Below are 15,017 nucleotides of genomic sequence, written 5' to 3'. Positions count from 1 at the left end.
GCGGCTCCCGGGCGGCTAGGGTGCGGGCCATGGACGACAGCACCACCACCGGGGACTTCGCCGACCTGCTCGAGGCCAACCGGCGCTACGCGGCCACGGCCGACGTCGCCGGCTTCGACGGCATCGCCCGTGCCGGCGTGGCGATGGTGACCTGCATGGACTCCCGGATCGACCCGCTGGCCATGCTCGGGCTGAGCCACGGCGACGCCAAGATCCTGCGCACCCCCGGCGGGCACGTCACCCCCGACACCGTGGTGGGCTGCGTGCTCGGCGTCCACCTGCTCGGCGTGCAGCGGATCATGGTCGTCCCCCACACCCGCTGCGCGATGGCCAGCGGCACCGACGAGGAGATCCTCGACCGGGTCCGGCAGGCCTCCGGGCTCGAGCCGGAGGGCTTCGTCCCCGGCGCCGACCCGGACCAGCTCGGCCGGCTGCGGGCCGACCTGCAGCTGCTGCGCGAGCACCCGCTGCTGGCCGGGCGGGCGACCGTCGCCGGGTTCCTCTACGACGTGGACTCCGGGCTGCTCACCGAGGTCGCCTGAGCGGTGCCCGGCCGGGCCGGGGTGAGCGAGGGGTGATTTCCGGGTGGGGCCGGGCGCGTCGCGTGCACCGCCCGGCATACTCGGTCACGCCGGCGAGGAACCCGTGAAGGGTCCTCGCCGGACCAGCTTCTCCCACCGCCCGCCGACCGCGGCTCGCCGCGGCCGGGCCCCGCGCACCGGGCCCGGGAGCCCGGTCAGGCGTCGATGCGCTCGGCGTCCAGCCGGTAGGCGCCCTGCACGATGAAGTCCTTGCGCGGCGCGACCTCGTCACCCATCAGCACCTCGAAGGTCCGCTCGGCCGCGGCGGCGTCGTCCACGGTGATCCGGCGCAGCGAGCGGTGGCGCGGGTTCATCGTGGTCTCGGCCAGCTGGTCGGCGTCCATCTCGCCCAGCCCCTTGTAGCGCTGCGGCTCGGAGAAGCGGATGCCCTTCTTGGTCAGCTCGGCCGCCTTGCGCTGGTACTCGACGTCGGAGTACGTGTACACGTACCGGTCCTGGCCCTTGCGCGGGTTGGTGATCTCGAAGCGGTGCAGCGGCGGGACGGCGGTGAAGACCCGCCCGGCGTCGACCAGCGGGCGCATGTAGCGGAAGAACAGCGTGGCGAGCAGGCAGCGGATGTGGGCGCCGTCGGAGTCGGCGTCGGCCATGAAGATGATCTTGCCGTAGCGGGCCGCGTCGAGGTCGAAGGTGCGACCGCTGCCGGCCCCGACCACCTGGATGATCTGGGCGCACTCCTTGTTCTTGAGCATGTCGCCCACCGAGGCGCGCTGCACGTTGAGGATCTTGCCGCGGATGGGCAGCAGCGCCTGGAACTCGGAGTTGCGGGCCAGCTTGGCCGTCCCCATCGCCGACTCCCCCTCGACGATGAACAGCTCGCTGCGCTCGGTGGAGGTGCTGCGGCAGTCGGCCAGCGCGGCGGGCAGCGTGGAGGACTCCAGCGCGTTCTTGCGCCGCTGCGCCTCGCGGGCGGAGCGGGCCTGCACCCGGGCGCGGGAGGCCGAGACGACCTTCTCCAGCACCGAGCGCGCCTGCGCCTTCTCCTCGCGCCTGGTCGAGGTGAGGAACTGCTTGAGCTCGCCCTCCACCACCTTGGCCACGATCCGGCTGGCGGCGGGGGTGCCGAGCACCTCCTTCGTCTGGCCCTCGAACTGCGGCTCGTCGAGCCGGACGGTCACCACCGAGGTCAGCCCCTCCAGGGCGTCCTCCTTGGTGACCTCCTCCCCCGACCTGAGCAGCCGGGTGCCCTCGAGCACCTTGACCACCGTGCGGGTCACCGCCCGCTCGAAGCCGGTCACGTGGGTGCCGCCCTTGGGGGTGGCGATGATGTTGACGAAGGAGCGCGTGACGGTGTCGTAGCCGGTGCCCCAGCGCAGCGCGACGTCCACCTCCAGGGTCCGCTCCACGTCGGTGGGGTGGAGCGCACCGCTCTCGTCGTCGAGCATCGGCACGGTCTCGGTGAAGGTGTCGCGGCCCTGCAGCCGGACGACGTCGGTCAGCGAGGCGTCGGGGGCCAGGAACTCGCAGAACTCGGAGATGCCGCCGTCGTGGCGGTGCTCCTCGGTGACGGGCTCGCCGCTGCGGGCGTCGGTGATGACGAGGGACAGCCCGGGGACCAGGAAGCTGGTCTGCCGGGCCCGCCCGGTGAGCTGCTCGAGGTCGAGCCCGGCGTCGGGGGTGAAGATCTGGCGGTCCGGCCAGTAGCGGATCCGGGTGCCGCTCGCGCCCTTGCGGGCCCGGCGCAGCTTCTGCAGCGACCCGCCGGGGGTGAAGGCGGCGTCGGGGCCGGGGCCGGCGAAGGTGCCGGGGGTGCCCCGGCGGAACGACATGCCGTAGGTGGCGCCGTCGCGGTCCACCTCGACGTCGAGCCGGGCGGACAGCGCGTTGACCACGGAGGCCCCCACGCCGTGCAGACCGCCGGCGGCGTTGTAGGAGCCGGCGCCGAACTTGCCGCCGGCGTGCAGCTTGGTGAAGACCACCTCGACCCCGCTCAGCCCGGTCCGCGGCTCGCGGTCGACCGGGATGCCGCGGGCGTGGTCGACGACCTGGACCGAGCCGTCGGCGTCCAGCGTCACCTCGATGCGGTCGCCGAAGCCGGCCAGCGCCTCGTCCACGGCGTTGTCGATGATCTCCCACAGGCAGTGCATCAGCCCGCGGGTGTCGGTGGAGCCGATGTACATCGCCGGCCGCTTGCGGACCGCCTCCAGGCCCTCCAGCACGAGCAGGTGGCGGGCCTCGTAGTCACGGGACTCGGGCGGCTTGGTGGTGTGGGGCTCCGGCACCCGGTCAGCCTAGCCAGCCACCCCGCAGCGGCCCGGGAACCACGCGGTGCGCCGCCGTCAGGACCGCCCGCGGGCCGGCGTCCGGGTGGCGTCGGTGACAACTGTGCAACACTGCCCGGCTCTCCCGGTGCAGCTGGCCCCAGGTGGGTAGTCTCATGGCACCGGCAGCCGGGCGGAGGAACAATCCCCCTCGTTCGGCTGTTGACATCAGCGGTCACTGCCAAGGACCACTGCGACAATGGGTCCTGACCCAGAGTGAAAGAGAGGCCTCACGTGAGCACAACTGTGATTGGCGACGCCCGGGCGCTGAACGCGGGCGATCGCTGCGACCGCTGCGGCGCCCAGGCCTACATGCGGGTCACCCTCGCCAGCGGGGGCGAGCTGCTCTTCTGCGCACACCACGGCAAGGAGCACGCCGACCGCCTCAAGCAGGTGGCGCTGAACATCCAGGACGAGACGAGCCGGCTCAGCTGAGTCCGGACACCAGCAGAGGGCCCCGTGCGTGTGCGCACGGGGCCCTCTGTCGTCCGCGCCCCGGATGCCGCCGCGGGGCGAGGTCCTCTCCGGTCCCAGCCCAGACCGGTCGCCCACGGCTCTCGAGGTGCTGCCGCGCCGTGACGGCGCACCGTCTCGGCCGTCACCGGGCACCCGCCCGCCGTGGGCCCGGCACCTCCGGTGCGCACGAGGTGCCGCCGTGGCGCCGGGGCGCCTGGGAGATTTGCGCCCGTGGTCGACGGCGACCTATCGTGGTTCCACTCAGCAGATGCATCTTTCAGCGAATGAAGGATTGCTTTTCGGAGGCCGAGGCACATGCAGCCTTCACCCGGACCGGAGGAGACCCGATGAAGCAGACCCGCACCGCCCTCGTCACCGGTGGCGCCAGCGGTCTCGGTGCGGCCAGCGCCGAGCGCCTGCGCACGGAAGGGCTCCGGGTCCTCACCCTGGACCTCGTCGACGCCGACCTGACCCTCGACATCACGGACGAGCAGGCCCTCGCCGCCGCCGCCGCCGAGGTCGGGCCCGTCGACGTGCTGGTCAACGCCGCCGGCGTGGTGGGACCGAACCTCCCTCTGCTCGAGACGACCACCGCCCAGTGGCGCGGTGTCCTCGACGTCAATGTCGGCGGCACCGTCAGCACCATGCGCGCCTTCGTACCCGGGATGGTCGAGCGCGGGTGGGGGCGCGTGGTCAACTTCGCCAGCATGGCGGGCAAGGACGGCAACCCCAACCTGTCGGTCTACTCCGCCTCGAAGGCCGCCGTCATCGCGCTGACCAAGTCTGCGGGCAAGGAGCTGGCGACCACGGGCGTCCTGGTGAACGTCATCGCCCCCGCCGTCATCGCCACCCCGATGAACGAGAACACGGCTCCGGACGTCCTGGCCCACATCACCAGCCTCATCCCGATGAAGCGGGTCGGCCGCCCGGAGGAGGTGGCCGAGCTGGTCGCCTTCCTCTGCTCGGACCGGCTCAGCTTCTCGACCGGCGCGGTGTACGACATCAGCGGCGGTCGGGCCACGTACTGAGGCCGCGCCCCCCGGGGGCGGTGAGCAGCCAGGCCGGCCGCTCGACCGGGACGGTGCCCAGCAGCCGTGGTCGCGCACCGGCCGCTCCGACCCACACGGCGACCGCGTCCGAGCGCTGGCACGCCACCAGCAGGGTGTCGTCGACCACCGCCAGGTGCTGGGGCCACGATCCTCCTGCGGCCAGCTCGGACACCGGCGTCAGGCTGTCTGCGCCCACCCGCAGGGAGGCGATGGTGTCGTAGCCGCGGTTGGCCACGTAGACCACGTCCGCGCCCGCCGCGAGGATGTCGCTGGCCAGGCTCTCCCCGACCGGTCGACGGACCTCGGTGCTCCAGCTGCTGGGCGCCACAGCCGCCACCGTCACGTGGGCCGAGGCGCGGTCGTAGTGCCCCAGCACCACGGTGTTGTCCAGCTCGCCGGAGACCACCACCCGGTCGTCGGGCAGCACCACCATGTGTCGCGGACCCGACCCCGCCGGCATCGGCGAGACCTCGAGCTGCTCCAGCCGACCGGTCCCGCGGTCCAGCCGGAAGCTCACCAGGGCGTCCCCACCCAGGTCGTTGACCAGCACGACCTCGTCGTCCATGAAGGCGACGTGGTGGGCGAAGGAACGCTGCTGCCGGTCCGCTCTCGGGCCCCGCCCGGCGAGGGCCTGCAACCAGGCCGGTGCCGCGGCCGGAACCCCGTCCTCCTCGACGGGGAAGACAGTCAGGGAGCCGGTGCCGTAGTTGGCCAGCAGCAGGAAGGCGCCTCGGGGGTCCGCCGCCAGGTGGCATGGGACGGTCCCGTGCGAGGGACGGTCGGCGGCCAGGTGCACCACGCCCTTCTCCTCCCGCCAGGCGAAGAGCCGCCCCTCCGGTCCCATGGTCAGCCCGTAGAGGACCGGCAGCGTCGGGTGCCACAGCAGGGCCGCCACGCCCTGCCGCTCCTCCAGTGCCGGGACCAGCGACCCGGCTGCGCCGAACCTGCGGACGCCCCCACCTCCCGTGGCGCCGGCCAGGGTCCCTACCAGGACCCCCCGCGCCTCCGCCACCAGCCTCCAGTTGTCCATGCCGAGTTCCCGTCGTGTCCGTCGATTGCTGATGTCCTTCACTGTGCGTAGGATGCTATCAATGTCCGGAACTAAGGCGGTGCAGTGATCACTATGAGCGAGATCGAGGGCGTCCTGCCTGTCGTCTCCACACCCTTCGACGGCCAGTGGCGGCTCGACCGTCATGCGTTGGCGGCGGAGGTGGACTGGTTGCTCGACCACGGTGCCGACGGCGTGACGGTGGCCATGGTGTCGGAGGTCCTCCGGCTCACGCACGAGGAGCGGCGCGAGCTCACGGAGGCGGTCGTCACCACGGTGCAGGGTCGCGCCATCAGCGTCGTCTCCGTCGGCGGGGAGTCCACCGACCAGGCGCTCGCGCTCACCGCCCACGCGGTCTCGGTGGGGGCAGACGCCGTGATGGCCAACCCGCCGCTGACCGTCGCCGCGCTGTCCGACGAGCAGCTGCTCAGCTACTTCTCCGCCATCGCCGACGCCGCCGGCGACGTACCGCTGATCGTCCAGGACGCCTCCGGCTACATCGGCACGCCCTTGTCGCTGGAGACGTTGGTCGAGCTGCACAGCAGGTACGGTCCCGTGAAGGTGCAGTTCAAGCCCGAGGCGCAGCCTCTGGGCGGGCGGCTGAGCGCCCTGCTGGAGATGACCGACGGCACGGCGCGGGTATTCGAGGGCAGCGGTGGTCTGGCTCTGGTCGACAACTACCAGCGTGGGATCGTCGGCTCCATGCCTGGACCGGACCTCGTGTGGGCCATCGTGCCGCTGTGGCGCGCCCTGGTGGACGGCGACCTGGAGCGGGCGTACCGCATCCAGGAGTGCCTCAGCCCGGTGCTCAACCTGGTCAGCGGGCTCGACTCCTACATCGCCATGGAGAAGCATCTGCTGCACCGGCAGGGGGTGCTGCCCAGCGACCGTCAGCGGCAGCCGGTGGGATTCGTGCTCGACGACCAGACCCGCGAGGAGCTGGACCGGCTGGTGGACCGGCTGTCGGTCGCCGTGGGCCACGACCTGCTGGGCGCCACGCCGGTCGGCGCCTCCTTCCGGCAGCTCCCCGGCTGAGAGGCGGCGGAGGTAGTGTTGGACACCGTGACGGCGCAGAAGCACGAGGTGAAGGCCTCCTCCAGCCTCAACGGCCTCGACCGGATCGTCGCCGTCCTGGACGCCCTGCGGGAGTCCCCCGGCGCCACGCTGGCCGCCGTCGCGCGTGCCACCGGTCTCAGCGAGCCCACCACGCACAGGTACCTGGCGGCGCTCCGGGAGCACCGTCTGGTGACCCGCGACAGCGAGTCCAACACCTACACGCTGGGGATCAAGCTGTTCGAGCTCGGCCACAGCGCGCTGCGGGGCCAGGACCCGCGGGCCGCTGCGCGTCCCCACCTGGAGGCGCTGCGCGACCAGTTCGGCGAGACGTCGGTGCTCGCGGTGCACGACGAGGACCGGCTGGTCATCATCGCGGCGGTGGAGGCCTCCCACGGGGTCGCGAAGGGCGCCAAGGTGGGCGAGCAGGACTGCTGGCACTCCACCTCCCTGGGCAAGGCCATCCTCGCCGAGCTGGATCCCGACGAGGCGCGCTCCCTGCTGTGCCAGGGTCCGCTCGAGCGCTTCACCAGCCGCACCCTGACCGATCCCGACGAGGTCCTGGCCTCGCTGCGACGCGTCCGCGCCGACGGGGTGGCCGTGGACGACGAGGAGAGCGAGATCGGCCTGCGGTGCGTCGGAGCGGTGGTGCGCGACGCGCACGGGGCACCTACCTACGCCATCAGCGTCAGCGGGCCCACCTACCGGATCACCCTCGACGCCGTGCCGCGCATCTCCGAAGCGGTCCGACGGGCCGCAGCCGCCATCTCGACCGAGCTGGGGCACCTGGGCGCGTGAGCCCCGCGGCCGGCCGCGACCTCCTGCTCGGGCCGGCAGCCGGCTCGGACCGAGCCGTGGCGTAGGGGACGCGCCGGTGCGTGGCTGCACAACGGAGGAGCCTGTGACGGTCCTCACCGCGGTCACCGATGTCGGAGGCCGGAACCTCTTGACGGTGAGTGAAAGCAGCCTCTAACTTTGCCACAGTGAAAACGTCTTGCGCTGGCCGAAAGGCTGGCCCGTAGTCGGCCGACACCGGTCGTGAGAAGGGCGGACCAAAAATGACGTCGCACGCCTTCAGTCGTCGTAGCTTGCTGGGCATGGGGGCCGGGGCCCTCGCGGTCACCGCCCTGGGAGGCGGGCTCATCGCCTGCACCAGCGGCGGCAGCCCGACGCCCACGCCGCCGTCCGGCGGCGCCGGTGCGGGCGCGGAGCTCGAGGCACCCATGCTCGCCGAGCGGGTGAAGGCTGGGTCGCTGCCCCCGCTGGCCGAGCGCCTGCCCGAGGTGCCCATGGTCCAAGAGCTCTTCGGCGGCCCCGGCCCCTACGGCGGCACCATCCGCGCCGCCCAGACCACCGCGCTGCAGGAGCAGCTGAACACCATGTACGGCACCTACGGGCTGCTGGAGTGGAACATGCTCGGTACCGACGGGGTGCCCAGCCTCGCGGAGACCTTCGAGGCGAACGAGGACAACACGGTCTTCACGATCACCCTGAGGAAGGGTCTGAAGTGGTCCGACGGTGAGGATCTGACCAACGGCGACGTGCTGTTCGCGCTCCAGGACGTCATCCAGCACAAGACGCTGAATCCCACCCCTCCGACGTGGCTGCGCAACACCGACGGCTCCGACCCGCAGGTGGAGGAGGTGGACGGCAGTATCGTCGTCACCTTCGCCAACCCGTTCGCGCTGTTCCGCAAGTACCTCTACATGCCGTTCCTCGGCCCGCAGACGATCAAGCCCAAGCACTACCTCAGCGCCTTCCACCCCGACTACACCGACAAGGACGAGGTGGCGGCCAAGGCGAAGAAGGGCGGCTTCGACACCTGGGACCAGGCCTTCATCGCCCGGGACAACGCCTGGCTCAACCCCGACCGGCCCACAGCGGCGGCCTACGTGCTGAAGACGGCCGCCACCGGTCAGACGGGGACCGCTGAGTACGAGAGGAACCCCTACTACCACAAGACCGACCCCGACGGCCGCCAGCTGCCCTACATCGACCGGGTGCAGGCGCAGGTGCTGGAGCCGGACACCCTCAACCTGCGCGCAGCCGGAGGCCAGCTCGACCTGCAGGGACTTTCGCTCTCCTTCAGCAGCACCGGCCTGCTCCAGGAGAGCGCCCAGTCCAAGGGCTACCGGGTGCTGCGCTGGAAGCCCGCCTCCAGCCAGCTCAACATCTTCCCCAACTTGTCGCACAAGGACGAGGCGGTGCGGGAGATCTTCCAGCAGCTCGACTTCCGGGCCGCGCTGTCGCACGCCATCAACCGCGACGAGCTGAACACGCAGCTGCTGGGCAGCATCGGCACCTACCGCCAGTTCTGCCCGGGTCCTGGTGACGACTACTACGTCGAGGGCGCCGGGGAGCGCTTCCTGGAGTTCGACGTCGCCCGGGCCAACGCGCTGCTGGACGGCCTGGGCCTGGACCAGCGCGACGGGGACGGGACGCGGCTGCGTCCCGACGGCGAGCCGTTGGACTTCGTCGTCATCTTCGTCGAGGCCAACGCCACCGCGCAGGTGTCCGACGTGCTCGAGTACGTCGCCAACGCGTGGCAGCAGATCGGGGTCAAGCTGACCCTCAAGGCCGTGGACAACACCCTCTACTACCAGCTGCTGCCGGCCAACGACTACGACTTCATCCAGTACAGCGGGCACATGGTGGACTGGGACATGGAGCCCATCTGGTTCACCCCCACCAGCACCCAGTTCCGGGCCGCCCCCGCCTACGCCGACTGGCTGCTCACCGGCGGTGAGAGCGGCCTGCGTCCGACCCCCGAGTTCGAGCAGCTGTGGACGCTGTGGAACGAGCTCGTGCAGGCGCCCACCGACGAGGAGCGGATCAGCGTCGGCCAGCAGATCACGCGGCAGTGGGACGAGCAGGTCTACGTACTCGGCCTGATCGACATCCCCTTCCGCCCGATCGTGGTCAACAGCTCCTTGCAGAACGTCCGCGACGACGCGGAGGCTCTGCTGGTCTTCTTCCACGGCTTCGACGGCGCCACCCACCCCGAGCAGCTGTACTACGCCTCGTGAGCGGCCCCCAGGAAGGCCGCCGCGGGGAGGGAGGATAGTTCGTGGTCAGGTTTCTCGTCGCGAGGCTGCTCTACGCGGTCCCGACCCTGCTCGCCATCTCCATCATCGTGTTCGCGATCATCCAGCTGCCTCCGGGTGACTACCTGACGACGCTGACGGCGACGATGCAGGAGCAGGGCCAGGTCGTGGACGAGGCGTTCCTGGAGGCTCTGCGGGTGCGCTACGGGCTGGATCAGGGCTTCCTGGTCCAGTACGGCAAGTGGATGACCGGGATGTTCCAGGGCGACTTCGGGCTGTCCTTCCAGTATTCCAGGCCGGTCTGGGACCTGATCGCCGAGCGGCTGCCGCTGACGCTGCTGCTGGGTGTGGCGACCATGCTGGTCACCTGGTTGATCGCCCTGCCGGCGGGCATCTACTCCGCCATCAAGCAGCGATCCGCCGGCGACTACGCCATCTCGGGACTGGGGTTCCTGGCGCTGGCCATCCCCAACTTCCTGGCCGCCCTGCTGCTGGCCTACGTGGGCTTCCTGCTGGGGCAGAACGTCGGAGGTATGTTCTCCCCCGAGTTCGCCAACACGCCGTGGAGCTGGGCCAAGATCGTCGACCTGCTCGCCCACCTGTGGATCCCCGTGCTGGTCATCGGGCTGGGCGGCACCGCGGGCATCATCCGGGTGACCCGGGCCAACATGCTCGACGAGCTCCACAAGCCCTACGTCACCACCGCGCGGGCCAAGGGCATGCCGGAGGGTCGGCTGGTGACGAAGTACCCGGTGAGGATTGCGCTGAATCCGTTCATCTCGACCTCGGGATGGCACCTCCCGGCGATCTTCGACGGCGAGGTGATCGTCGCCCAGGTGCTTGCACTGGGAACCATGGGGCCTCTGCTGCTGTCAGCGCTCAAGGCGCAGGACATGTACCTGGCGGGGGCGATCCTGCTGATCATCGCCGTCCTCACCGTGGTCGGGACCCTGATCTCGGACGTCCTGCTGGCACTGGTCGACCCCCGCGTCCGCTTCGGGAAGGCGTGAGAGCGATGACCCTGCACACCGAGCTGCCACCCCAGGAGCACGGTCCCGAGGCCGAGTCCGACCCGCGCGTGAAGGGCACCGACGCCGCCCAGTGGCGGCTGGTGTGGCGGCGCTTCCGCCGGCACCGGCTGGCCATGATCGGCATGGTCGTCATGGTGGTGATGTACCTGGTCGCGATCTTCGCCGGCTTCGTCGCCCCCTTCTCCAAGTCCAGCTTCAACGCCGAGCAGGCGCTGCAACCGCCGCAGCTGCCCAAGTTCTCCACCGAGCACGGACTCCACGTCCACCCCAGCGTCGGCAAGACGAACCTGGAAACGATGAACCTGGAGTTCGTGGAGGACGAGACCGTCATCATCGAGCTCGGCTTCTTCGTCAAGGGTGACAGCTACCAGCTGCTGGGTTTCATCGACGCGGACCGACATCTCTTCGGGCCCAAGGAGCCGGGCGAGCGCTGGTACCCCCTGGGAGGTGACCGCTCGGGAGCCGACCTGCTGTCCCGGACGATCTACGGCGCGCAGATCTCGTTGTCGATCGGCTTGCTCGGGGTGGCCGGGTCGCTGGTGCTGGGGCTGCTCATCGGTGGCATCTCCGGCTACTTCGGCGGCTGGGTGGACAACCTGATCCAGCGGGTGATCGAGATCATCATGTCGATCCCCACGCTCCCGCTGTGGCTGGGGTTGGCGGCGGCCATCCCGCCCCGGTGGAGCTCCACGTTCACGTACTTCATGATCACCATGATCCTGTCGCTCATCGGGTGGACCACCCTGGCCCGGGTGATCCGGGGACGGCTGTTGCAGGCACGTGGTGAGGACTTCGTGATGGCGGCCCGGCTGGACGGGGTCAGCTCCGCGCACATCATCGGCCGCCACCTGCTCCCCTCGTTCGCCTCCCACATCATCGCCACGGTCAGCCTGGCCGTGCCCTCGATGATCCTGGCCGAGACCGCGCTGTCCTTCCTGGGGCTCGGACTCCGCTCTCCCGCGGTCTCGTGGGGGGTGCTGCTGCAGGACGCCCAGAACGTGCAGACCCTGTACAGCGCTCCGTGGCTGCTCATCCCCGGCATCGCCGTGGTGCTGGCGGTCGTGGCGTTCAACTTCGTCGGCGACGGGTTGCGGGACTCCGCCGATCCCTACGGAAGGAGAGACTGATGGCAGGACGTCGGTCCGCCCGGGCGCGGACGCGATTCGACCTGGACGTCGCCCGGGGACTACATGCCGCGACTGTCGACGGCGCCGACGAACCCGACCCCGGGGTGCTGCTGAGCCTGCGGGGCCTCCGCACGGTGTTCCGGACCGACGATGGCGTGGTGAACGCGGTGGACGGGATCGACGCCGACATCCGCCGCGGCGCGACCACCTGCATCGTGGGCGAGTCCGGCTCGGGGAAGTCAGCAACCGCGCGCTCGGTCCTGCAGGTGGTGGACAACCCAGGTCTGATCGAGGCCGGCCGGATGCTCTACCGCCGGACACCCGACGCACCCGTGATCGATCTGGCCGCGCTCGAGCCGACGGGGGCCGCGCTCCGTTCCATCCGGGGCAAGGAGATCGGACTGGTCTTCCAGGAGCCCATGTCGGCCCTCAGCCCGGTGCACACGATCGGCAACCAGATCGTGGAGGTGCTCCGGCTGCACGACCCGGCACCCAAGGAGGAGATGCGGGCCCGGGCCGTCGAGACCCTGGCGCGGGTGGGGATCCCCCGCCCCGAGGAGCGCTTCGACGCCTACACCTTCCAGCTCTCCGGTGGGATGCGGCAGCGGGCGATGATCGCCATGTCGCTGATCTGCAAGCCGTCCCTGCTGATCGCCGACGAGCCGACGACTGCTCTGGACGTCACGACCCAGGCGCAGATCCTGACCCTGCTGGCGGAGCTGAAGGAGACGATGGGGATGACCATGATGTTCATCACCCACGACCTGGGCGTGGTGGCCGAGATCGCCGACGAGGTGGTGGTGATGCGGCACGGCGCCGTCGTCGAGCAGGGCAGCGTGGACGACATCTTCCACCGGCCCCAGCACGAGTACACCCAGCGGCTGCTGTCCACGCTCCCCCAGCGGGACGCCAGTGGCGGCTGGGCGGTGGGCACCGGGGCGCGGCAGCGCACCAGCCCGACGACGCTGCGGCAGTCGACTCCGCTGCTGCAGATCAAGGAGCTGGACCTGACCTTCAGCGGTTCCTCGGGGCGGTTGTTCGGCCGGGGCGGGACACCGGTCCACGCGGTGAACCGGGTCTCCCTGGACGTGGCCGAGGGCAGCACCGTGGGCCTGGTCGGCGAGTCCGGTTGCGGCAAGACCAGCCTCGGGCGCTGCGTGCTGCGGGCCTACCAGCCCAGCAGCGGACAGCTGCTCTACCGCTCGGCCGGCGGCGACGTCGTCGACCTGGCCGCGATGGACGAGAAGCAGCTGAAGCCCTACCGGCACGAGGTGCGGATGGTGTTCCAGGACCCGTACGGCTCCCTGAACCCCCGGCTCACCGTGCGGCAGGTGATCGGTGACCCGCTGCGGGCCGCCCGCGTCGGCAAGGACGAGATCGAGGAGCGGGTGGCCGACATGCTGGTCAGGGTGGGGCTGCGCCGGGACATGGCCAGCCGCTATCCGCACGCCTTCTCCGGCGGTGAGCGGCAGCGGATCGGGATCGCCCGGGCGCTCATCACCCGGCCCCGCCTCGTGGTCGCCGACGAGGCGGTCTCGGCGCTGGACGTGTCCGTCCGGGCCCAGATCCTGGAGCTGATGGCCGAGCTCCAGCAGGACCTCGGGCTGACCTACCTGTTCATCTCCCACGACCTGTCCGTGGTGGAGCGCATCTGCGACCGCGTCGCGGTGATGTACTTCGGCCGGCTGGTCGAGGAGGGCACTGCGACCGAGGTGTTCGGCAACCCCCAGCACGACTACACCCGCGCGTTGCTCTCCGCGGTACCGATCCCGGACCCGCGGCTGAGAGGGACCCGCCCGTTGCTGACGTACCGACCCGACGACGACCCCTCGGCGGCGGCATGAGCCCCTCCGTGCTGACCGCCGGCGTCGCCCGCGCCACGGTCAACCCACCGCTCACCCTGGAGCAGGGCGTGTGGGGTGCCAAGGCGCACGTCACTCCTCGTGGGCTGGAGTCCGACTTCTGGGTCACCTGCCTGGTTCTCAGCGAGGGTCCCGTCACCAGCGTCCTGCTCGACCTCGACCTGTGCACGATCCCCAACTCGCGGGCGGACCGGATCCGCGACGACGTCGCCGCCGCGCTGGGCATCCGCCGGGAGGCGGTCCGGGTCTCGGTGACCCACACCCACGCCGGGCCGGTGCTGCGTGCCGACCACTACACGGTCAATCCCGGAGGCGACGAGAACTACATCACCTATCTGCGCGAGCACTGCGTCGGCACCGCGCTGCAGGCGGCCCGCGAGCGGGTCCCGGTCCGCGTCAGCGCGAACCAGGGGCACTGCACCATGGCTCGGAGCCGGCGCCAGCGGCTGGAGGACGGCTTGGTGGTCGCCGGCTACGACCCCGAGGGGACAGCCGACCCCACCGTCTCGGTCGTGCGCTTCGACGACCTGGACGGGCGGCTCGTGGCGAGCATCGTCCACTACGCGGCCCATCCCACCACGCTGGGCTACACGAACGACCTGCTCAGCCCCGACTACCCCGGCGTGACGAAGCGGTTCGTCGAGGCGACGGTGGGCGGCACCTGCCTCTTCCTGCAGGGCGCCGCCGGCGACGTGGGCCCCGGCCCGGGCGGCTTCCTCAGCAACCTCGACGTCGTCCACAGCATCGGCACCCAGCTCGGCTGCGCCGCCAGCCAGGCCCTGCTGGAGGCGGGCGAGCAGCGCTTCGACTACGCCTTCTCCACCGTGGTGCGCTCGGGCGCCGACCTCGGCGTGTGGTCGAGGACCACCAGGCCGGTCCCGGAGACCCCTCTGCTGGTGGCCTCCGTGCCGGTCCCGCTGCCGCTGCAGGAGCAGCCGCCCCCGGCGATGGTCCAGCAACGCAGCGAAGAGCTGTTCGCCCTGCTGGAGGAGCTCAGGCGCACCGGCGCCCCCGAGGACGAGGTCCATGACGTCGCCTTCCGGCTGCGCCGCAGCAACATGGCACTGCAGCGTTCCCGGGAGTTCCACGGCCGGGCGACCTACGACCTCGAGGTGCATCTGACGGTCATCGGGGACGTGGTGCTGATCGGGCTCCCGGTCGAACCCTTCTGCGAGATCGGGATGGCCGTCCGCGCCCGGTCTCCCTTCCGCCACACCCTGCTGAGCGGCTACTCCAACGGTGCCAACGGCTACCTGCCGACGCCGGCGGCGGCGGCGGTCGGCGGCTACGAGGTGGACCAGATGGCCTTCGCCCACCACAGCGCCGACCTGCTCACCGAACGCGTCCTCGAGCTGCTGGACGAGCTCGCCGCGCACTGACCCCAGGACCCGCCCGCCCGGGCCCGTCCACCGATCCCACAAGGAAGACCATGACCACCAACGAAGAACCGACACCTATCCGACTCGGGGTCCTCGGGCTTTCCCGGG

General features: G+C 70.8%; 12 protein-coding genes. 10 read left to right on the top strand and 2 right to left on the bottom strand.

What is annotated here, in order from left to right; translation table 11 throughout:
- The first annotated feature begins 29 nt into the window (after positions 1 to 29).
- Positions 30 to 542: a beta-class carbonic anhydrase gene (locus GC722_RS06725; RefSeq protein ID WP_156609263.1), complete on the top strand. Its 513-nt coding sequence runs from the start codon at positions 30 to 32 to the stop codon at positions 540 to 542.
- Between the two features lie 194 nt (positions 543 to 736).
- Here the strand turns inward: GC722_RS06725 and GC722_RS06720 are convergent, their stop codons facing one another.
- The gene (locus GC722_RS06720; RefSeq protein ID WP_331714468.1) at positions 737 to 2,821 is read right to left on the bottom strand and encodes a DNA gyrase/topoisomerase IV subunit B; all 2,085 of its coding nucleotides are present in this window, start codon (positions 2,819 to 2,821) and stop codon (positions 737 to 739) included.
- Positions 2,822 to 3,094: 273 nt separating this feature from the next.
- Here GC722_RS06720 and GC722_RS06715 point away from each other — a divergent pair, with 273 nt between their 5' ends.
- Both GC722_RS06715 and GC722_RS06710 read left to right on the top strand, forming a co-directional pair.
- Positions 3,095 to 3,295, top strand: coding sequence for a DUF7455 domain-containing protein (locus GC722_RS06715; protein WP_156609262.1), 201 nt, complete (start codon positions 3,095 to 3,097; stop codon positions 3,293 to 3,295).
- 368 nt (positions 3,296 to 3,663) lie between these two features.
- Positions 3,664 to 4,344 (top strand): SDR family NAD(P)-dependent oxidoreductase, encoded by a 681-nt coding sequence (locus tag GC722_RS06710; protein WP_156609260.1) that lies wholly within the window; start codon positions 3,664 to 3,666, stop codon positions 4,342 to 4,344.
- Here GC722_RS06710 and GC722_RS06705 read toward each other — a convergent pair.
- Positions 4,319 to 5,395, bottom strand: coding sequence for a lactonase family protein (locus GC722_RS06705; RefSeq protein ID WP_197429872.1), 1,077 nt, complete (start codon positions 5,393 to 5,395; stop codon positions 4,319 to 4,321). The genes GC722_RS06710 and GC722_RS06705 overlap by 26 nt on opposite strands.
- Before the next feature lie 93 nt (positions 5,396 to 5,488).
- Between GC722_RS06705 and GC722_RS06700 the strand changes: the two genes are divergently transcribed.
- The 7 genes from GC722_RS06700 (at position 5,489) to GC722_RS06670 (ending at position 14,909) form a co-directional block, all read left to right on the top strand.
- Positions 5,489 to 6,448, top strand: a complete 960-nt coding sequence (locus GC722_RS06700; protein WP_156609257.1) for a dihydrodipicolinate synthase family protein — start codon at positions 5,489 to 5,491, stop codon at positions 6,446 to 6,448.
- 27 nt (positions 6,449 to 6,475) lie between these two features.
- Positions 6,476 to 7,264: an IclR family transcriptional regulator gene (locus tag GC722_RS06695; RefSeq protein WP_197429871.1), complete on the top strand. Its 789-nt coding sequence runs from the start codon at positions 6,476 to 6,478 to the stop codon at positions 7,262 to 7,264.
- Positions 7,265 to 7,563: 299 nt separating this feature from the next.
- Entirely contained in the window at positions 7,564 to 9,492 is a 1,929-nt protein-coding gene (locus GC722_RS06690) for an ABC transporter substrate-binding protein (RefSeq protein WP_197429870.1), read from the top strand.
- A 41-nt stretch (positions 9,493 to 9,533) separates the two neighbouring features.
- Complete coding sequence (locus tag GC722_RS06685; RefSeq protein WP_331714467.1) at positions 9,534 to 10,520, top strand: ABC transporter permease; 987 nt, start codon at positions 9,534 to 9,536, stop codon at positions 10,518 to 10,520.
- Between the two features lie 5 nt (positions 10,521 to 10,525).
- Positions 10,526 to 11,668 (top strand): ABC transporter permease, encoded by a 1,143-nt coding sequence (locus GC722_RS06680; protein WP_156609251.1) that lies wholly within the window; start codon positions 10,526 to 10,528, stop codon positions 11,666 to 11,668.
- Complete coding sequence (locus GC722_RS06675; protein WP_156609249.1) at positions 11,668 to 13,512, top strand: ABC transporter ATP-binding protein; 1,845 nt, start codon at positions 11,668 to 11,670, stop codon at positions 13,510 to 13,512. Before GC722_RS06680 ends, GC722_RS06675 begins: the two co-directional genes overlap by 1 nt.
- The gene (locus GC722_RS06670) at positions 13,509 to 14,909 is read left to right on the top strand and encodes a neutral/alkaline non-lysosomal ceramidase N-terminal domain-containing protein (protein ID WP_156609247.1); all 1,401 of its coding nucleotides are present in this window, start codon (positions 13,509 to 13,511) and stop codon (positions 14,907 to 14,909) included. Before GC722_RS06675 ends, GC722_RS06670 begins: the two co-directional genes overlap by 4 nt.
- Positions 14,910 to 15,017: the final 108 nt, after the last annotated feature.

It is taken from the genome of Auraticoccus cholistanensis (assembly GCF_009742705.1).
In the GTDB taxonomy this organism is placed as follows: domain Bacteria; phylum Actinomycetota; class Actinomycetes; order Propionibacteriales; family Propionibacteriaceae; genus Auraticoccus; species Auraticoccus cholistanensis.
This window is presented reverse-complemented; position numbering and strand designations above follow the sequence as displayed.